Consider the following 22,941-nt stretch of genomic DNA (forward strand, 5'->3'; position numbering starts at 1 on the left):
ATCGCCTCTTCATCACCACATCCGTGAACTTAAGATTGCAGGGATGGCCCGGTCGTCGGCCTCGTTTCAGACCGCACGACGACCGGAGATGGCCCGCCCCAAGGTTATTTCGTCCGCATACTCCAGATCGCTGCCTACAGGCAGACCACTGGCCAGCCTGGTCACTGTGATTTCCAATGGATCCAGGAGCCGGGCCAGGTAGGTGGTTGTGGCTTCGCCTTCGATATTGGGGTCCAGTGCCAGGATGATCTCTTTGACCTCGCCCGACTTGAGCCTCTGCAACAGCTCAGGGATTCGCAGGTCGCCAGGCCCCACGTTGGACATGGGGTCAATGGCCCCGCCCAGAACGTGGTACAGACCGCGGTACTCGCCGGTCCGCTCGATGCTCATCACATCCTTGGGCTCCTCGACCAGGCAGATGACGGACCGGTCGCGGCGAGGATCCTGGCAGATTGGGCAGGGACTGGTTTCACAGACATTCCCACAGATCTCGCAGAAGCGGACCTTCTCCTTGACCGTAATGATGGCATCGGCCAGGTCCTGGGCACTCTGCCTGTCCACACCCAGAAGGTGGAAGGCTATCCGTTGCGCCCCTTTAGGCCCTATCCCGGGGAGTTTGGCAAATGAGTCAATCAGATCCTGAATGGCTCCGTCATAGGTTCCCGCCATCATTCACCCGCCTGTCGTTCCTGTCGCCTGCGTTGCACATTCAGCGGATTGGCTGGATCGTCGGCGGAGAAGTCCTCGACCTTGGATACATCGAACATCTTGGCCAGGTCATCCTGGTTCAGGGTCATATCGGCCCCCAACCGGGCATCCTGCATTGAGTAGACGTCTTCATCAGGGCTGACATCTGCAGGCGCGGGAGTTCCACCCAGATCCGATCCGGACTCATCCGGTGATTCGGGACCGCCAGACTGCGGGCCGGAATCCTGCCCAGCGACCGTCTGATTCGACGGCATGGCCACGTCGGATCGCTCGCTCTGGAAGCCGACAGGAACGGTCTGCGGCTGCTGCCGAAGGCCGCTCTGAGGGTTACCTGCTGGTTGCCCGTCCTCATCCCCGGTCATCCGCTCAGCACTGCCGGACGATAGGCCAGCGGCCGCATCCCCAGCGGCAGGCACGGTGCTCCCGCTGGAATCAATCGGAGCCGAACCCGACTCAGCAGCAGGAGCTGCCTGCTCGGGAACCGCCCAGGGATCAATATCATCACTCAGATCAGGAACGGCGACTTTCTTGGTCTCATGTTCCTCGGGCTGTTCATCCTGCTTTCGGTCGCCGGATTCCCCGGTCGCTCGCACAGGTGTCGGATGGGCCCAAGGGTCATCCTCATCATCCTGCATATAGGAGTCTGTTGAGCCGAATCCTGCTGCCGGCAGGGGGCCGGAAGCCGACTGCTTGGCCGAATCCGCCTCCATGTCCGGAGCGGCTCGCCCCTCCGGAACAACCTGGCCTACTGCCGTTTCCGGGCCGGTAGGTCTTCCTGGGTGGTGGGCGTCATCCGATCCGTCGCCGGATTCTGCCTGGTCACCGGCAGGGGACTTCTTCCCACCGGTTTCACTCTTGGTGCCTGCCGTGTCGCGTCCCGTGTGGTTCATGTCGGAGGCGGCGTGAGGCATGACGGCCGAATCCAGATTCATGGTCGACAGGTTGGCGCGCGCCAAGGCGACTTCCTTCTTCACCTCGGCACGGCGTTGTGGCGTCATCTTGGCGACCGACTCCACCTGCTCACCATTGGCGGCCGTCCCGGAGGGGGCAATCATGGTCTTGTCGCCGAACTCCTGCCGAGCCCGGACCATGACGATCTTGGGAACCTTGGTCTCGCCATCCACGCTCTGGGAGGTTACAGCCATGGCGAAGGCGTGCTGGCTCAGTGGCCTGTCGAAAGTCATGGCCAGCATTTGCCTACCTGAGGAACCGGTCTTCAAGGACACGGTAGGCACCTTGCTCCTGGTCACATAATCGCGGACCTCATCCGGCAAGGCGGCAACCAGGGCATCCCAACGCCTGTCCAGCTCGGCTCCGCTTGGAATCGGTTCCTGTCCATCTGCAACAGAGGACGAGCCCTGCGGAGCAGGAGAGGATTGTGGAGCAGTATCCGACTGCGCTCCAGATTCCGAACGAGCCGGGCCGGTCTGGTCGGCAGTCTGGGATTGCCTGGTGCTTGGGGCCTGCTGGGTTGGGGACTGGACCGGCCCATCGCTGGAACGTATCTGCGATGCGGTCTTGTCCGGCATTGCTTCAGGGTTATTGCGTTCCTGTTGACCGGTACGGTTGCCGGATCCGATAAAACCTGACCGAGCAGGCACGGCCGGCCTGGTGGCCGCAGAGTCGGCAGACCGGGCCTGCTGAGGGGCCTCCATGGGTTCACACCCTATGGCAAGGAGACGCGCCGCAAGCAATTCCAGCCGCATTCGGGGCGAGGTGGTCCCGTTCATGCTGGCCAGGGTCTTATTGATACAGTCGGCCATCGAAGTCAAGGTGGTCAATCCCAGGGCGTCCGCCTGGCGGTGCAGGTCTGCGACCTGATCGGCATCGGAGTCCTCGCTCAGCACACTCTCGGCCTTGTCACCGGCCAACTTCAACACCAGGAGGTCGCGGACACGGGCCAGGAGATCCTCGACAAACCGCTGCGGTTCGAATCCGCCAACCACCACTTTCTGGATTACTCCATACAGGCCGGTCCCGTCATGGTTGATCAGGGCATCCACCGCCTCACCAATCAGGGATTCGGGGGTGAAGCCCAGGAGGGCCACGGCCGAGTCATAGGTGATGGCACCGTCCACGGCCCCCACCATAAGCTGGTCCAGAACGGAGAGGGTATCGCGCACGGAACCGCCGCCTGCCCGCATGGTCAGCTTCAGCACACCAGGCTCGGCCTTGATGTCCTCCTTGGAGCAGATTCCCTCCAGATACGGACCCATGACCTCTTGGGGAACCAGACGGAAGGGGTAATGATGGGTCCTGGACCGGATCGTGCCGATGACCTTTTCCGGTTCGGTGGTCGCAAAGATGAACATGACATGCTCTGGCGGCTCTTCGACAATCTTGAGCAGGGCGTTGAATCCCTGCTGGGTGACCATATGGGCCTCATCGAGGATGAATATCTTGTACCGGTCACGCACAGGCGCGAATCCCGCACGCTCCCTGAGTTCCCTTGCATCATCGACCCCGTTGTGGCTGGCCGCATCAATCTCCACCACATCGATTGACCCCGGGCCGCCTGTGGCCAGGTCCTTGCAGCTGTCACACTCCCCACAGGGGTGGCTGGTGGGACCCTCGGCGCAGTTGATGCACCGGGCGAAGATTCGCGCACTACTGGTCTTCCCGCATCCTCTGGGACCCGAGAAGAGGTAGGCATGGGTGAGCTTGTGCTCATCCAGTGCCCGAGACAGGGGTACCGTGACCTGGCCCTGACCGATAATGCCGTCAAATGTGTCAGGACGATACCGCCTATAGAGTGCTAATGCCATGATTCAAGGCTATCCATTTCTTTAGACACGTTCGCTTTTAGCCGCCGTTCGCCTCAGCCGCAGTCGACCGGCCCGGCGCGAGACGATTGGACCACCCTGGGAACGATGAGAACCGAGGTATCAACCCCGACATCGACCAGGACATCCTCCTCTTCAACCGTACAGGTTGTCAGGGTCCCCTTATTGGCGGCAGCCACGGACGCGGCCCGGACACAGGGTGAGTCCCTGCCTTCGTACAAGGCCGTCGCGGCGGACAGGGCTGCTGCATCGGCTGCCGTTTGCGCCCTGCCCCGGCAGATGAGCAGGTTCCCCACCATAGCGACAAGCACCAGCCCCATCGCTGCCAAGGAAACAAGAACGATACCCAAGACCGACCCGGACCCGTTATCTGCACCATCCCACCACGGCCTCACGGAGCCAGCTCCTGCCTTGCACCAGCGACACCGTCCTGCTCTACTGCCGGGAAGCGACGAACAGTCCGACCGTTCGCGCCCGTCGAACACCATCTGCCCTGGTTCAGCAGCCTCTGATTCCACCCGGCGCGAATCCCTCCGGACGTCAGCTGGGGCCGGTCGGTGGAAACGGTTCCCTTCAACAGCCACAGCCTCACTCCTCGAGAATCGCTACGGCCCTGCCCTGGATACGGGGAGGCAGAACCCCAAGCGGAGTGGAGACAAGGGGGCAGGAGAGGGTGACCCGGACCTGGTGACCGGAACGTTCGCGCGACAAAACAGAAGAGCCCCCGGCCATCCGGGCCGTAATTGCGGCCGGGTCGCCCCCACCCTGGTGAACCACCACTTCACGGGCCGCGGCATTAGCGGCTTCCTGACAGATCATGCCGGTGCGAACGGTCTGGGTCAGGGCCAGGAGCAGTATGGCCAAAGCCATGACAGCCGGAAGCACTATGGCGAACTCCGCCGTTACCGTCCCCGAATCAGATCCGTCTTTCTCCGGCTGGCTGCGCCCACCCGGTCTTGCCATATCCTGGCCCACCATCAGACGCTCAGGGCCTGTTTGACCAGTGCCGACAGGAGGGAACGCACGGTATCGGACTTGAGTATGACCAGGAGCAGACCGGCAAAGGCCGTCGCTGCTATCAGAACCACGGCATACTCGGCCGTCGCAGCTCCGGACTCTGGCCGCGAGGTCAGCACCTTCAACCTGACGGCACCTCGTCGAATCAGCACGAGAACCATAAGATGCAGACGGCGAACCAAGTCATACACTTTCTGGGACAATCTCGCCCGTACCGCTTTCAGTCCAGCGAATCCACGACCCCCGTTGGGCATGGTAGTCACTTCGGCATCAGCGCACTCCTCAAGCTGGGTGGATTCGATTCCTTCACTACAGGAATCCTGACCATTAACCACCGATTGCATACTTGTCATTACAGCCACCTTTCATTTTCGTAAGCCCCAATCAATCGGGTTCCGCTAATTCCAAGGAACCTCCCCGTCTGACGTCTCCCACTCTGCCTCGGTTGCGCCGTGCAAGATCTCCGACAATGCACATGTGGTCAAATGAGCACCGATGAAATTCTTCGTGGATTGCCGCTCACGCGTGACCTATCTTCGAGGCATCCAAGAAACCGGAATGGCCTAGACCCCAAAGACGGACCGTCGAGGAAAGCGCGCGAAGCACCGCACAATGGGGAGCAAGGTGGAAGATATCCCAGCCGAGACGCTCGATTCAGAACATCCCGCCCGCAAAGGCAGCAATACAGGGAATGACACCGATGAGGACAAAGGCCGGCAGGATGCAAAGCCCGGTGGGCATCAGTATCCGGATGGATAGCCTGGCAGTCTCCTGATCCAGTCGACTGCGGGCCTTCCGTTCCACCTGTTCAATGGTGGTGTCCATCCGGTTCAGGGGCGAAGTTCCATGTAACCATGAGGATTCCAAACAACCCGAAAGAACCGTCATCGCCTCTCCGATCCGGGGATGCCTCATGGCCTGCGCCCAGGAAAAATACCAGTCATTGCCCTCGACCAGCAACCGGGCCACCCGAATCATGGTCTCCGCATAGGCACCGCCAAGGGTGCGCCCCACACCCTCCAGAGCAAAAGGAATCGAGGCACCCTGACGCAGGCTTACCGCCACCATCTCCAGAACCAGCGTGAGCGGAGGATTGACCCTCCCGCCACATCCCAACCGCGAGCGCAGCGCGACCGGGTCACGGAACAACGCCCTCGCAAGAGCAACCAGCACGGCAATCCCCAACGCCTTCATCACAGTGATTCCCCCTTCTCCAGTCCGTCGAGCAGCCCCCGCATCCAGATAAGTCCGGCACAGTAAAAACAGGTCCCCACAACCAGACAACCCAATCCTGCGCCTGGCCGGAAAAGGAAGAACAGCGGATGCGCACCCATCAGCTCACCTAGGAAAACGGTAAGAATCGGCAGACCAGAGAGGAGTTTCACCGTGGCCCTGGGCATGGCAAAGGCCCCGTCACGGGCATCCTTCATCGCAGCCTGACGTTTCTGCATGTCGGCCACCACCCGCAGACAGTCCGAAGGCCGGCACCCCGAATCGGCACTCAATCGATACGAAGCCACCAGGGCAACGGCAATAGCTTCCATGCCCTCATCTTGTTCAGCGGGTAAACACCACTCCCGAAGCATGGTGTGAACACGGTCATAGGTGACTTCCTTGGTGGCAAACCGCTGGTCGGACAACTCCTCGTACGCCTCCACCAGACCACTGCCGTTACGGACCAGGGCAACCAGGGAGGCAATCAGGACCGCCGACCCTTCAGCCTCGGCATTCAGGGCCTTCTTCCTGGTCAGTGATTCCAGACGGCGCCTGGCATCACCTCGACTCGACAGAACAAGCACCCCTGCAATCAGAATCAGGACACTGAATTGGAAGGAAAGCAGGTCGGCGTTCATCCCCCGCCTCGATCCCCGGTGCCGGTCCTGATTCCCCACTGTTTGGCAAATGGACCCCAGGCTGGACCGTATCGGGGCTGGCCTTTTCCCGACCATGTACAGACCGGCAGACCCACCAACGCCCCCTCCCTCCCCATGGTCAACCTTCCTATCTGTGCAATATGGCGCTGGCCCCCGTCGCGCTCCAGATGAATCACCACATCGAACGCCCCTTCGGCCAGGGCAGCCATTGCAGTGGGTCTCAGACCAGCCAGAAGGCCCAGAGAGGCCAGCCGCGAGGGAACCCGCTCCACGCTGTCGGCATGGAGGGTGACCATCCCTCCCGTATGTCCGGAGTTAAAGGCTCTCAGGAGGTCGGATACCTCCTCACCCCTGCACTCCCCCAGGATGATTCGGTCCGGCCGCATTCTCAGGGTGGCCTTGACCAGGTCGACCAGTCCAACGGCACCTGCCCCTTCCACATTGGACTCCCGCGCAGCCAGAGCGACCTGGTTGCCATGCCCTGCGATGGTGCCCAGCTCACGCACCTCCTCAACGGTGACCAGTCGCTCGCAGGGTGGGCAGAGCGCCAAGAGGGACCGCAGGAGAGTGGTCTTGCCCACCCCCGTTCCCCCGGTGACCAGGAGAGTGGCACGGTTCACCACCAGGGCTTTGAGAATGAAGAGCCAGCTATAGGGGCAGAGCCCCGAAGCGACCAGCTCCTCCAAGCCAGGGTGGCGACGTGAGGGAAGTCGTATGGACAGGGAGGCCCCGGAGGGGACCAGCGGGGCCAACACGGCATGGATACGGATGCCCGCCTCATTTGAGGCATCCGCAATAGGGCGGGCATCGTCCAACCGCTTGCCCAGCTGGGAGCAGAGCTGGACCGCAAAATCGCGGACGGCCCCGGGCGATGCAAACCCAGGCTCCAGCATCTCTTCCTCCATGCCCCTCCCCCTGTCAGCCCAGACCCTTCCTTCTCCGGTGACGGCGATATCCGTGACGGCCGAGTCCTGCACCAAATCGTTCAGGTACCCGAAGGTCAACCTCGACTCCCATCCCTCAACCACCGATGCCACCCGAACGGAATGGAAGGGAATCCTCAATCACATCGATAAGAGGTTTGAGAGCCTTCTGATATGACCGCGGTATCTTCCGTAAACCCAGACCCGATTGAACCGAACCAGCCAGCGAAGCTTCAGATTTCAGAACACAGATGAGCGGGAGCCCAAGGAAATCAGCCGCCTCATCCTGCCCGACCAGGTCGGATGACCGCCCAACATGTGGCCGGACGCCTATGACCACCAAGGGATCCACATCAATCGGATTCGCTCCGCCAGATTCTGACCCGGCTGGGACTCCCCCAGCCACATCCCTTCCAGTCGAGCCCGGTGCTCGCCTCCCCCTGCCCATATCCACCTGACCAGCCCAGTGAGCATCGGAACCCTCATGCGCATCAGCGGTTTCCCTGCTCACCCCTCCCGGCGGCTTGGAACCAGCAAGAAGAGATCGAGCTCTGGCCAGCCCCAGGACGGTCATATCAACCAAGAGCACCCGGGGCAACCCCGCTATCGAACGCAGAGTCCGCAGACCGGTTCCCCGTCCGGCATCAACAAGAAGCAGCTCAGCAAAACCCGACATGGCTTTCAAGGCCGCATCCATATCCCACCAGCCCGGTGCAGGGCCATTCCAGGGATCATTGCTCAGGACAGGGATACCGTCCCAGACGGGAAGTTCCTCCATCAAAGCCCGGGAGTCCATCCTTCCCAGTGGAGCACGAATCTGTTCAAGTCGTAGGCCTGGCACACCTTCGATTCCCAGAAGGACATCCATTCCCCCACCGGTCAAATCCAGATCAGCCAAGGCGCAAACATGGGAACGCCCTGCCAGACTCTTTGCCACCAGGGCAACCAAGGTGGTCAACCCCACCCCGCCCGAAGCACAGAGGAAGACCAGGCCACGCAACCCCTCGCCCCTTCCGCCAGGGCGACCAGCCAGACCCCCATCAGACGGCCTACGATTGGCGGCGCCAGTCTTATCCGCCCTGTTCGAGATTCCCATGACGTCACCACCTGCCTCACTCGGTCCAGACCTGACCCGATTTCCGATATCCAACTGCCAATACACGCAAGTACACATGCGCATCCGCGCCTGGACCAGGAGGCGAGATCCATGTGGTCAAGTGTGTACCGACAGACAGGAAAAGCAGGAGGAGGCCGGAGAACAAGAGGACTGGATGCAACCCGCACAAGCGACAATGCCCGATTGGGACCTCCCAGACCGCAAAACCGCGACACGCCTGAAATTGCAACGAAACCTGTAGACTCAATCCCGATTCAGCACATATGTGAACACAGGCCAATTCGAAACGACCATCGCCCTCCTTGTGGGACTGTTCATTCGCACCGTACCGAACAGAACCTCCCATCCCTCAGAGGGTCTCCGGCAAGGCTTGCACCCCCTGAAGAACCTGGCATAATACCAAGTACAAGGAAAACTCAACAGAGTGGAAGCCCACAAAGTGTATGGCCACATGGACCAATGCGTTGAACGGGCATTGCAGACTTAACCGTTGCAACGACGATGTTGTGCAGAGATTCCACTGGAGCAGACCTTGCAGGGCGGCCCTTTCGGGGGCCGCCCTTTTCCATGCGTCGTGAACTATCGCCATTCAGCGGATTGCCCCGGACCACACTACGGAATAGAGTTCTATAGTATGGTTCAGAAATTCGACGCACCCTCCAAGGCCCTACTCAAGAGCCAGATTGCGGAGCACATAGCCGAGACCGACAAGCAGTCCCGCCGCCCCGCAGTCAGGCACGGCCAGCCGGAAGCACCCCTGCCGGAGGACCGCTATTTCGACCGCGAAATCAGCTGGCTCAAGTTCAACAAGCGTGTGCTTGAGCTGGCTCAGGATGAGACGGTCCCCCTTCTGGAGCGCGCGAATTTCGCCGCGATCTTCGCCTCGAACCTGGATGAGTTCTTCATGGTCCGCGTGGCCGGACTCAAGCGTCGTGTGGACACGGGTATCGCCGTCACTGCAGCCAGTGGTCTCAGCCCCCGCCAGCAGCTGCGCGCCATATCGGAGCAGGCCCACAAACTCCAGGAAGAGCAGGCCCACTACGTCATCGACCACATCCTGCCCGGCCTGGCCAAGGAGCACATCATCCTGCTCAGCTGGAAGCAGCTCAGCAGCCAGGAGCAGGAGCGTCTTTCAAGCTTCTTCCGCAACCAGGTCTTCCCGGTCCTGACGCCTCTGGCAGTGGACCCGGCCCACCCCTTCCCCTACATCTCGGGTAACTCCCTGAACCTGGCCGTCCTGGTCGAGAACCCGACCTCGGGCAAGACCCATTTCGCCCGGGTCAAGATTCCCGACAACCTCTCCCGCCTGGTCCCCGTCGACGATCTGACCGACGAGGAGGGTCGCGACGAGCGCTATGGCTTCATCACCATGGAGAACCTGATCATCGCCCACTTGGAGTCGCTGTTCCCCGGCATGATCATCAAGGAGGCCCGTTCCTTCCGCGTCACCCGTAACGAGGACATCGACGTGGAGGAGGACGATGCCGAGAACCTCCTGAACGCAATGGAGAAGGAACTGCTCCAGCGCCGTTTCGGCCCCCCTATACGCCTGGAGATCTCGGACACCACTTCCCCCTTCCTCTCCCAGCTCCTGGCCACCAAGCTCCGGGTCAACCCGGACGAGGTATACCGTCTGCCGGCACCCCTTGATTGGACCGTCCTCTTCGAGCTCCAGTCCATCGACCGGACCGACCTGAAGTTCCAGCCCTTCATCCCGACGACCAACCGGCAGATCGCCGAGGTGGAATCCAGCCAGGCCCAGGACATCTTCGCCGCCATCCGCGAGCACGACGTTCTCCTGCACCACCCGTACGATTCCTTCTCCACCTCGGTACAGGCCTTCCTGGAGCAGGCGGCGGCCGACCCCAAGGTTCTGGCCATCAAGCAGACCCTCTACCGCACCTCGGGCAACTCCCCCATCATCAACGCCCTGGTGGATGCGGCCCACGCAGGCAAACAGGTCCTGGCCCTGGTTGAAATCAAGGCAAGGTTCGACGAGGAGGCCAACATCGCCTGGGCCCGGCAGCTGGAACGTGCCGGCGTCCACGTGGTCTACGGCATCGTCGGACTCAAGACCCACTGCAAGCTCTCCCTGGTGGTCCGCCAGGAGGAAGACGGCCTGCGGCGTTACTGCCACGTGGGCACAGGCAACTACAACCCGAAGACCGCCCGCCAGTACACCGATCTGGGTCTGCTGACCTGCGACCCCGTGGTGGGTCAGGACCTTGCCAGGCTCTTCAACCAGCTCTCCGGGTATGCCCCCAAGTCCTCCTTCCACCGCCTCCTGGTGGCCCCCCGCACCGTCAGGTCGGGGCTCCTGCAGCGCATCGCCCGCGAAGAGGAGGCCGCCCTGGACGGCAAAGAGGCCTGGATCAAGATCAAGGTCAACGCCCTGGTTGACGAAAAGACCATCGACGCCCTCTACAGGGCCAGCCAGGCCGGGGTCAAGATCGACATCGTCGAACGCGGTATCTGCGCCTTGAAGCCCGGAGTACCGGGGCTGAGCGAGAACATCCGGGTTCACTCCATACTGGGGCGTTTCCTGGAGCACAGCCGCATCTTCGCCTTTGCCAACTCACAGGGCCCACAGATTGGCGAGGGGCCCTTGTCGGGCCCAGAGGTCTGGATAGGCTCGGCGGACCTGATGCACCGCAACCTGGATCGGCGCGTGGAGGCCCTGGTCCGTATCACTGCGCCGGACCAGGGCCAGGAGCTGATTGAGTACGTGGACCTGCAGATGGCCGACACGACCAGCTCCTGGCACATGCAGGCGGATGGCACCTATGTGCGCCACTCCCACAACGAGAAGGGCGACCCCCTGGTGGACTGCCAGGAGTATCTGATCGACAAGCACACCCGCGCGCTGAGGTCCCGGCGCCGTTGAAGGACGGAGGCCTGGCCGGCAACCTCCAGAGGTTTTCACGGAGGCTGCCGGCACCAAATGGACCGGATGGACCGGCCCGTAAGGAGGCCATACTATGAGCCAGTCCGTCGAAGCCGCCGGGGCCATCCTCTACAGAAGTCGGCAGGACTTCCGAGGTTGGATGAAGTTCAGCGATGATGGCAGACCCCCAGCAGGCACCAGCCCCCGGGCCGCCCTGGATGACCTGGAGCTCTGCCTGGTCCACCGGCCCAAATACGACGACTGGAGCTGGCCCAAGGGCAAGCTGGAAAACCGGGAGACCCACATGCATGCCGCCCTGCGCGAGGTGGGTGAGGAGACCGGTCAGATCGCGCGCCTGGGCCCCTACCTGACTGATGTGGAGTACCCCCTGGAAAGCGAAGGCAGGCGCAGCAGTTCCAGGGGAGGCCGCCTCAAGCACATCCGGTACTGGATGGCGACCCCTGCCGGGGAGGACCGGGCCGAGAGGCAACGTACTCTCATGGGTCCCATACATAAACCCCGTGTCAAGGAAGTCGATCAGATTCGCTGGGTCAGCGTACAAACCGCCAGGGGCCTCCTGACCCATCACAGTGATCGAGCCGTCCTGGCCGCCTTCATCGACAGGGTGGACGAGGGGGCGCTCAATGCCCGGCAGTTCATCATCGTCCGGCACGGCAAGGCGGTGCCGCGCAAGGAATGGACCGGCAGGGATGCCGACCGTCCGATAACACCGAAAGGCGCCGCCGCCTCCTACGCCCTGGCCCGGGAATTGGTAGTCTTCGCACCGGACCTGGCGCTCAGTTCCCCCTGGGTACGTTGCGTACAGACCCTCCGACCCTATACAGACGAAGCGAACATGCACCTGACAACGGCGGGGTGTCTGACCGAATCAGCGTTCAAGAGGAATCCGACCCAGGCCGTCAAGTGGATGGATGACCAGATGGCGGACCTTCTGAGCCTGGGCGACAGGACCGCGATGGTCTGCATGCACCGGCCCGTTCTGGGTGGAATTTTCGAGCACCTGCGCGGGTTGTGCAATAGCAAGGGCATGGCGAAACGCCTACCTGAAGGGTCCCCCTTCATGCCCACCGGCAGCGCCATCGTGCTCAGCCTGACAGGTGACCCCGCGCATCCATCCATCATCGATGTACAGAAGGTGACTCCAATTGTCTACTGACAGCAACTCACAGGTCGGGTCCTCCTCCATCCGCCCCTCACGTACCGGCTTCGTGGCCTCCGGTACCGGGTCGTCCAGGCCCTCACGACCTGGGCAGCTGGACCCTTCCCTGGCAGCCCAGCTCACCGGAGGCATGGACCCCCAGCAGGTGAGCGAGATGAGCCATGTCTCGGCCGCGTCCCTCCTGGACAAGGTGCACCATACCGAGGATCCGGAGGTGGTGGAGCGGGTACTGACCCTGGTCGACCGCGAGGGGGTGGACCTGATCGCGGAGCTCTGGAGCGACACCGATCCGGACTCCCTGCCCGGCATCCTCTGGCGGCTCTATATGCTCCGCTCCTGGATGCGGCGTGACGCCGACGGGATATCCCGGCTCTGGCGCCTTGGCGAACCGACCGATACGGCCGCCTCGGCCATAGCCGGCGTGGACCCGGCCCCGGAGGCCGACGACATAGCCAGGACCGCCGATTCCATCCTCTCCGGCGCCTTCACCGGTGACTTCGCCGTGGCCCTGGAGCGTGCGGGGGCATTCTGCGATGTCATAGCCAGAGGAATCAAGGCCTCGGGCCGCAGGTCCACAGGCACTGCAGAAACCAAATCCGAACAGGATGAGGCCGCTCTCCGCACAGCCTCATCCCTGAACGGCACCGCCCGGGACTTCCTGCACGGGGCGGCCCTCTGGCGCCGGGGCCGCCTGGAGTAAGGCACAAAGGTTGACTCCGCAGCTCAATCGGTCAACCCTGGTACCCGCCCCACCCTACGACTGGCTCAGGCAGCCCACGTCTCCGGCAGACATGTCGATTCCCAGACCGGATTTCCCCGGCAGGGCTCCTGGAGCAGGTTTGTTCGACGCTTGCTCCCGAGTTTGAATCCCGGAAAGTAAGCGCGTTTCCTATCTGGACTGCTGGGACTCTTGCCGTACAATGGTGCATGCGTCGGACCATGCTTAAGCCCCGGGCTCCGTTTTTTGCCGCTGCGAGCGGCGTTTGCGCCGACAGGCGCTTTCATGGTTCGGCGTTTTCCTTTACTCTGACCAACCCGCAAGGCACCGTGGCCGTATCGCAGTCGGCCTCGGCATCGGGGACTCGCTTACGCCCGCCATGGAATACCCCGTCTTTTCTTGGACCGGACCAGTGACTGAGCTACGCTAGAAGGTATGGAACTTCATGTACTGGAACACCCGCTGATTGAGCACAAGCTGACCGTACTGCGGGACAAGAACACCCCCTCGAACACCTTCCGTGAACTGGTCAGCGAGCTGGTCATGCTGGAGGCCTATGAGGCCACCCGCAATCTCGACATCGAAGACCGCCAGATCGAAACCCCCGTGGCACCCATGGTGGGCAAGAAGCTCTGCTCCCCTCGCCCCATGGTCGTTCCCGTGCTGCGCGCGGGCCTGGGCATGCTCGACGGCATGACCCGCCTTCTGCCGACCGCCGAGGTCGGGTTCCTGGGCATGAAGCGCGACGAGAGCACCCTGGACATCGTCACCTACGCAAACCGCCTGCCCGAGGACCTCTCCGGTCGCCAGTGCTTCCTCCTGGACCCGATGCTGGCCACCGGCGGCACCCTGGTCGCCGCCACCCACTATCTGGCAGAACGCGGCGCCAAGGATGTGACCGCCATCAACATCCTGGCCGCTCCGGAGGGCCTGGAGCGCCTGAAGCAGGACGTTGACCCCAGCATCAATCTGAAGGTCGTGGTCTGCGCAGTCGATCAGAAACTCAACGAGCACGCCTATATCGTCCCCGGCCTGGGCGATGCCGGCGACCGTCTCTACGGCGTCATCGACTGAACCAAGCGTCAATAGGGCGGAATCTCAACCATCGCGATAGATTCCGCCCTGATTGCACTGAAGGTGCCACCATCCCCGCATAGGGTGGTGGCACCTTTTTGCGATTGGGCTTGGCCCTGGCCGCCGTGGTCTCCGGACTTTATGGCCGGTTCAGTTCCCGGGCAGATAAGACTCGAAGATGATTCCATCGAAGTCCGGGCGGGACTCCTCCTGAGCCCGCTCGGAGCGAACGGTCCAGGCGACTGGTGTTCCGCCGAGGAACCGGTAGATGCGCATGGGCAGGGAATGCCCGCCATGCCATTCATAAGCCACGAAGTCCGGGCGCCCCAGCCAATTGAAGAGGAGGGAACCGGCCATCCACCGCAGGGCCGAATCAGGAGAATCCACCCTACCGCGATAGGGAACCGCCAGCTGCCCCCGGGTCACCTCCGGCCGGTGCTTCCGATACCAGGCAAGGGCAAGGACGTTGAAGGATTCAATGACATAGTCCCCCTGATAACCAGACAGGAGGGCGTCGGTCTTGCGCATGAGTTCCCGGTCCAGCCCCCGATCCATCTTGATTTCGACGACCAGAGGCACCCGGCCGTCCACCAGGGCAAGCACATCGGACAGGAGCGGCACGTATTGGGCCTCAGGGCTTCCGGCGCTCGTCTCAGCTGATTTCCCGCCTTGGACCGTCGCTCCGGAGCGGAGGGGAATCCGTTGCAATTCCGCATAGGTCAGATCCGCCACGGCACGATTGTCGCCCGCCACCCGTCGCAGGTCCCCATCATGGATGACCACCACCTGACCGTCGCGACTCAGATGCACATCCAACTCGATACCGTAGCCGGCCTTGCACGCGGCTTCGAAGGCCGCCAGGGAGTTCTCGGGTGCCACCACCTTGTCGTCAGCGACCTGCACCTCCGCCGCCAGACATGCATGGACCCGATTCCGATAGGCCTCCTGCCCGGGACTGAGCTCGGCGGACTCCATACCCGATCCGGCATCATGCAATCCCCGATGGGCATAGGGCTTCCGGGAAAGACCGACGGGTTTCCTCCGACCGGTCACCACCGGCAGACCGGGTGCCAAAGCCCAGCACCACGCCCCCAAGGTCCCGAGTCCCAGACCCAGAGCGGCCTTGCCGACTGAATGTCTCTTCGACCCCATCATCGCCTCCTGCCAACGGATGTATCACCACCCACGCTAGCATCGCGCAAATGCATATGTGCGATGAGGGGAATCCGATTCAGACGGCTACCGCCACACCGGCCTCACCTGGGTCTTGATACGGCTATCCTGCTGGCCTGCTCGGCCAGGGAATCCAGACGGGCCAGTTCCTGCCCGGCGTCCTCGGTCATGGCCTGCTTCATCTGGTCCAGAGAGCCTTCGCCATACCGTCCATCGGCGGCCGCCCCTATCAGATAGTCCGTGATGGCCGGGTTCTTGGGGAGGAGGGAACCATGCATATAGGTGCCAATCACCTTGTTTCGGCGGGCACCCTCGGTGTGGTCCTTGCCGTTGTTGCCGCGCCCCTCCTGGTCTACGGTCCCCAAAGGCTGGGCTCCCTCCCCCAGGTAGGTCAGACCCGAGTGGTTCTCATACCCGACCACCTGGCCGAAATCGGGACTGTGCTCAACCAGATTGCCAATCATCCGGTCCGACCTGGCCACGGTGTGCACGTCCAGGATGCCGATTCCCTCCAGGCGTTCATGGTCCGAGGTCTCGAAGTAATGGCCGAAAAGCTGATAGAGCCCGCAAATCATCAGCATGGGAGTGCCCCGATCGGCCAGGTCGGCGAGGAGGGAACCTTTCTTCTGGAGGTCCTGGATGATTCGCTCCTGGCCGTGGTCCTGACCACCGCCGCCGAGAATCACATCGACCTGGTCAGGCCATGGGTCACCGGGATTGTAGTACCGGATCATAGGCCGGAACCCGTAGAGCTCAGCCCGCCGGGTCACGCTGAGGATGTTCCCGGAATCCCCGTAGATGTTCATGTCGCGATGGTACAGGGAGAGGACATGCAGGGGTGGATGGTCCATGTTCGACGTCCCCTTTCCGTTTCCGGCAGATTCGCTCGACCGGGACTCATCCGCGCCCATCTGGGCCACCTCGGTGTCTTCCATGCTCATACCCCCACTCCGGCATCGCTGACCTCGGTCACACGGCCAAGCTCGGCCCGCAGACGCAGCATGGAGGTGTAGGTGCAGTAGATTCGCTTGGGCCGGCCGGAATGAGCATCCAGGAAGGCGGCCAGGGCCTTCTCCAGATCGGTATCGACCGCATCAACAGGTACCTGCTCATAGGCCAGGCGGAGGGCCATGTCATAGGCCCGGGTCCCGGAGACCATAGCAACACCGGACTTCCTGAGTGAGGCGAAATCCACATCCCAGAGCCAGCTCATATCGCGCCCGTCGGCATAGTCGTCGCGGATGGCAATCATCGTATCCCGTCCATCAGGGTCGAAGGAGGAAAGTGCCAGTCGGAATCCCATGGGGTTCTTGACCAGGACCAGTTCCACCGGCGCCCCCTTATAGGTGATGACCTCACCACGCCCGAAGGCCGGGGTCACCTGGGCAAGGGCCTCCATCAACCGGGCATCGTCCGGCTCATTATCCGCCAGGACGGAGCGGACAAGGGCAAGGGCCGCCGCGGCATTGTAGAGGTTGTATACACCCTCCAGGCGCACATCCGTCTCCAGCCGCCTGCCGTCCACCCGGAAGACGGCCCTATGGTCCATGACCTTTTCCAGGACCACATCCGCAGGAAGGGAGTGACCGGGCCTCGGGGAAGGCACATCCGCGTCCTCCCCGGATGCCCTGGTCTCGGTCTGGGCATGCATGTCGTCATCAGTCGGGAAATAGGTCAGCAGGTCATCGGTCAGACCGAAATAGGCCACCCGGGTCCGGGCAGGGGTCTGCGCTGCCAGGGCGGAGATGCGCGGATCCTCCCGATTCAGGACCACGGTGCCGGTGGTGGATTCGGCCACCTGGGCCAGGAGACCTGCAGTGGTATCGATTTCACCGAACCTGTCCAACTGGTCGCGCATGACGTTGAGGAGGAGGGCATGGCGGGGCTTGACCTGCCTGACGAAGTGGACCGCGTAGGCCTCGTCCAGTTCCAGAACGGCTATGTCCGCATCCAACTTCCCACCCGGGCCGAGGGTGGAGACCAGGGATGAGACCACACCCCGGGTGAAGTTGGAGCCGGTCGGGTTGGTGAAGACCTTCAGACCGAGAGATTCAAGCATGGAGGCGACCATGCGGGTGGTGGTGGTCTTCCCATTGGTTCCCGAGACCAGGACCACGCCGCGGGGCAGACGGGAAAGGGTCCGGGCCAGGAAGGTGGGGTCGATCCGTTCGACCACCTTGCCCGGAAGGGCGGAGCCTCCGTGACGGGTAAGGCGGGAAAGGACGCGGACCGCCTTGCCTGCGGGCAGCGCCAGGAAGGAGTACCAGTGCCGGGAGGGGGTCATGCCCATTTGGCTCCCCTCGCCCGTCGCGACCTGCCGAATCATGATCAGACCCCTCCCTGCTGGTAATCCTGGGGCATGTCCTTGAACTTGGACTTTTCGCCCAGGAAGGCCAGCTGGAAGGTGTCGGTCGGGCCGTTACGGTGCTTGGCCAGGATGATATCGGCCTCGCCCGGGCGGTCCTCCTTGTCGTAGAAGTCTGGCCTGTGAACCAGGAAGACCGCATCGGCATCCTGCTCGATGGAGCCGGACTCACGCAGGTCGGACAGCATGGGCTTCTTATCGTTACGCATCTCGGGGCCTCGGTTGAGCTGGCTCAGGGCCACCACCGGAACCTCCAGCTCCTTAGCCAGAAGCTTCAGGGCGCGCGAGAAGTCGGAAACCTCCTGCTGGCGGGACTCCACCCGCTTGCCCGAGGTCATCAGCTGGAGGTAGTCGATGACAACCAGCTTCAGGTCATTGGTCTGCTTGAGCCTGCGGCACTTGGCCCTGATCTCCATCAGGCTCATGTTGGGGGAATCATCCAGGAAGAGCGGGGCCTCCTGCAACTTGCTCCAGAAGGTGTTGAGGGTGTTCCAACGCTCAGGGGTGATGTCGTCGGCCCTGCGCAGGGCGACCAGGGGAATATCGGTTTCGGCCGAGATGATGCGCTGGGCCAACTCGGTCTTGCTCATCTCCAAGGAGAAGACGACAGTGGTCAGGTTGTTGTGAAGGGCGGCGGCACGGGCGAAGTCGATACCCAGGGTGGACTTACCCATGGCCGGGCGGCCTGCCACGACGACCATCTGCCCGGGCTGAAGGCCCTGGGTCACATCGTCGATGCTCTTGAATCCGGTGGGCACACCACGCTCGGCATATCCGTTCTGCAGCTTGTCCAGCTGCTCCAGGGTGTCGTGGACCACCGGCCCGATGGCCTCGTAATCCTGACGGACCTTGCCCGAACTCATCTCGTAGACTTCGGCCTGTGCCATGTTGACGATGTCTTCAGCCTGGGACCCTTCAGCCGAGTACCCCAGCTGGGCAATCTTGGTACCGGCGGCGATGACGTTGCGAAGGATGGCCCTCTGGTGGACGATTTCGGCGTAGTAGGTAGCGTTCGCCGCCGTGGGGACCGAGGCCACCAGGGAGTGGAGGTAGTCGGTGCCGCCTATCTTGTCCAGGTCACCGGATTTGAGGAGTTCGTTGGCCACCAGAACAGCATCCACGGGCTGCGAGGCCGAGAAGAGGGTGATGATGGCCTCATAAATGGTCTGATGCTTGGGCTGGTAGAAGTCGGCCACGTCAATCATCTGACTGACCTCTCCGATGGCGTCCTTGCTCATCAGCATCCCGCCAAGGACGGCCATCTCGGCATCGTCGTCATGCGGGGGGACCCGATCGAAGATCACGTCACGCGAGCCGCCATCCTCTCGCGGCGGACGCTGCTCGGGGTGAGTGTAGTCGGTGGAGTTTTCAGAAACCATAGGTTCGATTCTACGGACGGCACCTACCGCTTGCGAGGGTTCGGCAGGTTTTAGCCCAAGGCTTTTACGGACCAGGTACAAAGGCAGGAAACCCCTGGGGCCGGTTCGGACCGCAAATACACCAGGAATCTTCGGCACCATTACTCCACATCCACAGGCATGTCGAGAGGGATGACCGTGTGAAGTGAGCTGGGCCACACCCCATTGTGCATAAAATAAAAGTTATCCACATTTTAGGCGTGTCATAGAGGATATGTATCTGACTTATCCACCTCATGGGTATAACTGTGTGGAAAACCTGGGGATAGAGTTCTCTCCGGCGGCTGGCAGTTGCGCCTGCTCTTCATCAGTGGTAGTGCCTCTTGCGTCAGCCACGATGAGGCCCCAACGGGAAGAGGACCGAAGCCCGGTTGTAGCATGGCATCCGTGACTTCATCAGATCAGGACCAGGCGCGGAACAAGCCCGACCGAAAACGCCAAGCCCGTTCCACCTATGCCGCTATAGCCTCTCTGGCCATCCCCACTTTCGGGCAGTTAATCGCCGAACCCCTCTTCGTCATGATCGATACGGGCATCGTCGGTCACGTCAGCGACTCGGCCCTTGCGGGGCTTTCCATCGGATCGACCGTGGTCCTGACCACCGTCGGCCTCTGCGTCTTCCTGGCCTACGGGACCACCTCCCAGGTTGCTCGTCTGATGGGCGCGGGCCGCCGCAGGGAGGGGATGGAAACCGGAATCGACGGTATGTGGCTGGCCTTCATCATCGGGGTGGTGGTCTGTGCCATCCTGATGATCTTCAGCCGCCCGCTCTGCTCGGTCATGGGAGCTTCGGGGCAGGTCCTGGACGCCGCCCAGCAGTATCTGAATGCGCTGATATTCGGCCTGCCCGCCATGCTCCTGGTCTATGCAGCCAACGGCATCTTCCGCGGCCTGCAAAAGGTCAACATCACCCTGGTCGCCGCCATATCAGGGGCGATACTGAACACAATCCTGGAGGTGCTCTTCGTTTTCGGGCTGCACATGGGCATCCTCGGGTCCGGCCTGGCCACCCTGATCGCCGAGTGGTACATGGGTCTCTTCCTTACCATCCCGGCCCTGATCTGGGCCAGGCGAGAGGGGGCCAGCCTGCGGCCCCGGATGAGCGGGATAGCCAGCAGCATGGGCGACGGCTTCCCCCTCTTCCTGCGCACCCTGGCCCTGCGGGTCTGCCTGGTCATGACCGTGGTCGCGGCCGCCCACCTGGGCGAACGGGTCCTGGCAGCCTATCAGGGGGTCAACTCGGCGTGGAACTTCGGCCTGAACATGCTGGATGCCGTTGGCATCGCAGGGCAGTCCCTGGTGGCAACCGAACTGGGGGCCCATCACAAGGCACGGGCTCGGATGATGACGGACCTCTCGGCAAAGGCCGGCATGATCATGGGTGTTCTGGTGGGCCTGGTCATGATTGCCCTGGGACTCTTCGCCACCCCGCTCTTCAGTCCCACCCCCGCCATCCGCTCCCTGATAACCGTCGGCATGATCGTTCAGGGGGTCTTCATGCCCATAGCAGGCTGGATGTGGGCCCTGGACGGAATCCTGATCGGAGCCGAGGACTACCGGTATCTGGCCGCCACCTGCTCACTGACGGCCCTGGTCTATGTGGCTTGCCTGCTGGGGCTGACCAACCTGGCGCAGGGCTGGGAGGACACCTGGCGGATCGCCATGCTGTGGGGGGCGATCAACATCCTCTTCATCGGCATCCGTGCCATCTTCAACGGCCTGCGTGCACGGACGGACACATGGATGGACCGGGCCTTGGTGGCCGACTGACCCCATCTCTTCCGGCGTATCCCCTCCCTGCCGCAACAACCGGACTCCGCCTGGACGCAGTGCGCCCTTGCACGCCCCACTCAACGCTCCGATTGCAGAGACAGCCAAAATACGAAAACCGCCGACCGAGCCCCTACCGGGACCTGGTCGGCGGTCATCCATCAGCCAGCGCCACCCTCAGATGGCGGCGGCACCTGTTTCACCCGTCCTGACACGGGTGACTGAATCCAGGGACTGGACCCAGACCTTCCCGTCACCAATCGTGTCGGTGCCTGCGGTCTGGACGATGACATCGACCAGGGACTGCGCCTTGGCGTCATCGGACAGCACTTCCACACGAATCTTGGGAATCAGGTCAACCGTGTAGGTGGCGCCGCGGTAGACCTCCTTGTGCCCACCCTGACGACCGTAGCCGTTTGCGGAGGAGACGGTCATGCCATGAACACCCGCCTGGGAGAGTGCCTCTTTGACCTCTTCCAACTTCTGAGGCTGGAGAATTGCCGTTATCAGCTTCATGTCTCTACACTCCTTTGATGATTAATTGGCGGACAGGGCGAATTCGTAAGCGCTCTCACCCTGGTCGCTCTGGTCGACACCGACAACCTCTTCCTTGTCGCTGACGCGCCAGCCGACGGTCTTCTCAAGGGCGAAGGCGATGACCCCGGTCACGACTGCGGCGTAAATCACGGCAATCAGCGCCACCAGGAACTGTACCAGCAGCTGCTTGTAGTCGCCACCGGCCAGGAGACCGGTTCCCGCGCCGAAGAGTCCGACCATGAGGGTGCCGAGCACACCACCCACTCCGTGGATACCGACCACATCGAGGGAGTCGTCATAGTTGAACCGGAACTTGAGACCGCAGGCGAAGCAGCAGACCACACCGGCCACCAGGCCCATGACGATGGCCCAGAGGGGGGAAACCACATCGGCTGCCGGAGTGATGGCAACCAGGCCGGCAATCATGCCCGAGGCCGCGCCCATGGCGGTGTAGTGCCCGGAACGGATCTTCTCGGTGAAGAGCCATCCCAGGGTGGCCGCAGAGGCGGCGATGGTGGTGGAGACCCAGGAGTACCCGGCGGTGCCGTTGGCCGCGAAAGCGGATCCGGCGTTGAATCCGAACCAGCCGAACCAAAGCAGGAAGGCCCCCAGCATGACCATGGGCACGTTGTGGGGACGCATGGGCTCCTTCTTGAAGCCAATCCTCCGCCCGATGATCATGACGATGACCAGGGCCGCCACTGCCGCATTGATGTGAATGACCGTACCGCCGGCGAAGTCGTGCGCCGGGGCACCGATGGCATTGGAGATGGCGCCGTCAGCCGAGAGGAGACCGTTGTTCCAGACCATGTGAGCCATGGGGGCATAGTCCAAGGTGATCCAGAGGGCCACGAAAATCATCCAGGTGCTGACCTTGATGCGCTCTGCCAGGGCGCCGGAAATCAGGGCCACGCAGATCATGGCGAAGGCGACCTGGAAGGCGATATCGATGGTGTGGGGGTAGGGGGCGTCTTTCAGATCGACCGAGGTGAAAATCCCATCCTTGGCCGTGACCGTGTCCTTGAGGAGGAAGCCGGTGACCGGGTCACCGAAGATTCCACCCACATCCTTGCCCGCGTATGCAATCGACCAGCCCCAGAGAGTCCAGATGATGCCCGTGACGGCAATGGCCACCGTTGACATCATCAGCATGTTCAGCACGGCCTTGGCCCGGACCATACCTCCATAGAAGAAGGCCACTGCGGGGGTCATCAAGAAGACCATGGCCGCGGCCATCAACATCCATGCAGCATTTCCCGAATCCATGCTCACACCTCTCTTTCCACGCCCGGAGCCGTCAAGTCCCGCGTCGCGGCGGGCGGACCCGGACGACGCCAATCGTCGTTCATCTTCAAGGTCATAGAACAGCCAAAGGGTTTCATCCAGGTCAACCGTTCGTT

The 22,941-nt window shown here is 62.2% G+C and carries 20 protein-coding genes; 5 read left to right on the top strand and 15 right to left on the bottom strand.

All coding sequences use genetic code 11. From position 1 onward, the window contains the following. Nucleotides 1–66 precede the first annotated feature (66 nt). From recR to BINDI_RS07210, 9 genes are all read right to left on the bottom strand, one after another. Nucleotides 67–669, bottom strand: a complete 603-nt coding sequence (recR, locus tag BINDI_RS06475) for a recombination mediator RecR (protein ID WP_033491289.1) — start codon at nucleotides 667–669, stop codon at nucleotides 67–69. Further along, complete coding sequence (gene dnaX, locus BINDI_RS06480; protein WP_033491137.1) at nucleotides 669–3,473, bottom strand: DNA polymerase III subunit gamma/tau; 2,805 nt, start codon at nucleotides 3,471–3,473, stop codon at nucleotides 669–671. Before dnaX ends, recR begins: the two co-directional genes overlap by 1 nt. 53 nt (nucleotides 3,474–3,526) lie before the next feature. After that, a complete protein-coding gene (locus BINDI_RS06485) occupies nucleotides 3,527–3,886 on the bottom strand; it encodes an Rv3654c family TadE-like protein (protein ID WP_033491136.1) in 360 nt (119 codons plus the stop codon). A gap of 193 nt (nucleotides 3,887–4,079) precedes the next feature. Continuing rightward, nucleotides 4,080–4,454, bottom strand: a complete 375-nt coding sequence (locus tag BINDI_RS06490; protein WP_148301999.1) for a TadE/TadG family type IV pilus assembly protein — start codon at nucleotides 4,452–4,454, stop codon at nucleotides 4,080–4,082. A gap of 14 nt (nucleotides 4,455–4,468) precedes the next feature. Continuing rightward, complete coding sequence (locus BINDI_RS07795) at nucleotides 4,469–4,762, bottom strand: DUF4244 domain-containing protein (protein ID WP_148302025.1); 294 nt, start codon at nucleotides 4,760–4,762, stop codon at nucleotides 4,469–4,471. A 400-nt stretch (nucleotides 4,763–5,162) separates the two neighbouring features. Beyond that, complete coding sequence (locus tag BINDI_RS06500; protein WP_052109008.1) at nucleotides 5,163–5,702, bottom strand: type II secretion system F family protein; 540 nt, start codon at nucleotides 5,700–5,702, stop codon at nucleotides 5,163–5,165. After that, a complete protein-coding gene (locus BINDI_RS06505) occupies nucleotides 5,702–6,361 on the bottom strand; it encodes a type II secretion system F family protein (protein ID WP_052109006.1) in 660 nt (219 codons plus the stop codon). Before BINDI_RS06505 ends, BINDI_RS06500 begins: the two co-directional genes overlap by 1 nt. Further along, nucleotides 6,358–7,419, bottom strand: a complete 1,062-nt coding sequence (locus BINDI_RS06510) for a TadA family conjugal transfer-associated ATPase (protein ID WP_237742937.1) — start codon at nucleotides 7,417–7,419, stop codon at nucleotides 6,358–6,360. Before BINDI_RS06510 ends, BINDI_RS06505 begins: the two co-directional genes overlap by 4 nt. Further along, nucleotides 7,403–8,401 (bottom strand): CpaE-like family protein, encoded by a 999-nt coding sequence (locus BINDI_RS07210; protein ID WP_148302000.1) that lies wholly within the window; start codon nucleotides 8,399–8,401, stop codon nucleotides 7,403–7,405. The genes BINDI_RS06510 and BINDI_RS07210 overlap by 17 nt, the downstream gene beginning before the upstream one ends. A 655-nt stretch (nucleotides 8,402–9,056) precedes the next feature. Here BINDI_RS07210 and BINDI_RS06520 point away from each other — a divergent pair. The 4 genes from BINDI_RS06520 (at nucleotide 9,057) to upp (ending at nucleotide 14,278) form a co-directional block, all read left to right on the top strand. Continuing rightward, nucleotides 9,057–11,306: an RNA degradosome polyphosphate kinase gene (locus BINDI_RS06520; protein WP_033491134.1), complete on the top strand. Its 2,250-nt coding sequence runs from the start codon at nucleotides 9,057–9,059 to the stop codon at nucleotides 11,304–11,306. Nucleotides 11,307–11,400: 94 nt separating this feature from the next. Next, nucleotides 11,401–12,483 (top strand): NUDIX hydrolase, encoded by a 1,083-nt coding sequence (locus BINDI_RS06525; RefSeq protein WP_033491132.1) that lies wholly within the window; start codon nucleotides 11,401–11,403, stop codon nucleotides 12,481–12,483. Nucleotides 12,484–12,511: 28 nt separating this feature from the next. Beyond that, nucleotides 12,512–13,186, top strand: coding sequence for a thymidine phosphorylase (locus tag BINDI_RS06530; protein ID WP_193345723.1), 675 nt, complete (start codon nucleotides 12,512–12,514; stop codon nucleotides 13,184–13,186). 453 nt (nucleotides 13,187–13,639) lie between these two features. Next, on the top strand, nucleotides 13,640–14,278 hold the full coding sequence (upp, locus tag BINDI_RS06535; RefSeq protein WP_033491129.1) for a uracil phosphoribosyltransferase: 639 nt from the start codon (nucleotides 13,640–13,642) through the stop codon (nucleotides 14,276–14,278). Nucleotides 14,279–14,428: 150 nt separating this feature from the next. Here the strand turns inward: upp and BINDI_RS06540 are convergent, their stop codons facing one another. The 4 genes from BINDI_RS06540 to dnaB form a co-directional block, all read right to left on the bottom strand. Beyond that, a complete protein-coding gene (locus BINDI_RS06540; protein WP_052109003.1) occupies nucleotides 14,429–15,433 on the bottom strand; it encodes a glycerophosphodiester phosphodiesterase family protein in 1,005 nt (334 codons plus the stop codon). A gap of 101 nt (nucleotides 15,434–15,534) precedes the next feature. Further along, a complete protein-coding gene (locus BINDI_RS06545; RefSeq protein WP_033491277.1) occupies nucleotides 15,535–16,302 on the bottom strand; it encodes a type 1 glutamine amidotransferase in 768 nt (255 codons plus the stop codon). Nucleotides 16,303–16,388: 86 nt separating this feature from the next. After that, complete coding sequence (locus BINDI_RS06550) at nucleotides 16,389–17,741, bottom strand: Mur ligase family protein (RefSeq protein WP_237742995.1); 1,353 nt, start codon at nucleotides 17,739–17,741, stop codon at nucleotides 16,389–16,391. A 38-nt stretch (nucleotides 17,742–17,779) separates the two neighbouring features. Further along, nucleotides 17,780–19,195: a replicative DNA helicase gene (gene dnaB / locus BINDI_RS06555; protein ID WP_045921614.1), complete on the bottom strand. Its 1,416-nt coding sequence runs from the start codon at nucleotides 19,193–19,195 to the stop codon at nucleotides 17,780–17,782. Between the two features lie 426 nt (nucleotides 19,196–19,621). On the opposite strand from dnaB, the gene BINDI_RS06560 reads away from it, so the two are divergent. After that, on the top strand, nucleotides 19,622–21,004 hold the full coding sequence (locus BINDI_RS06560; RefSeq protein WP_052109022.1) for an MATE family efflux transporter: 1,383 nt from the start codon (nucleotides 19,622–19,624) through the stop codon (nucleotides 21,002–21,004). Between the two features lie 177 nt (nucleotides 21,005–21,181). Here the strand turns inward: BINDI_RS06560 and BINDI_RS06565 are convergent, their stop codons facing one another. Together BINDI_RS06565 and BINDI_RS06570 are read right to left on the bottom strand one after the other, a co-directional pair. Further along, the gene (locus tag BINDI_RS06565) at nucleotides 21,182–21,520 is read right to left on the bottom strand and encodes a P-II family nitrogen regulator (protein WP_033491125.1); all 339 of its coding nucleotides are present in this window, start codon (nucleotides 21,518–21,520) and stop codon (nucleotides 21,182–21,184) included. Between the two features lie 21 nt (nucleotides 21,521–21,541). Then, nucleotides 21,542–22,807, bottom strand: coding sequence for an ammonium transporter (locus tag BINDI_RS06570; RefSeq protein WP_033491123.1), 1,266 nt, complete (start codon nucleotides 22,805–22,807; stop codon nucleotides 21,542–21,544). Nucleotides 22,808–22,941 lie beyond the last annotated feature (134 nt).

Origin of the sequence: Bifidobacterium [indicum] DSM 20214 = LMG 11587 (genome assembly GCF_000706765.1) — a bacterium.
Classification (GTDB): Bacteria; Actinomycetota; Actinomycetes; order Actinomycetales; family Bifidobacteriaceae; genus Bombiscardovia; species Bombiscardovia coryneformis.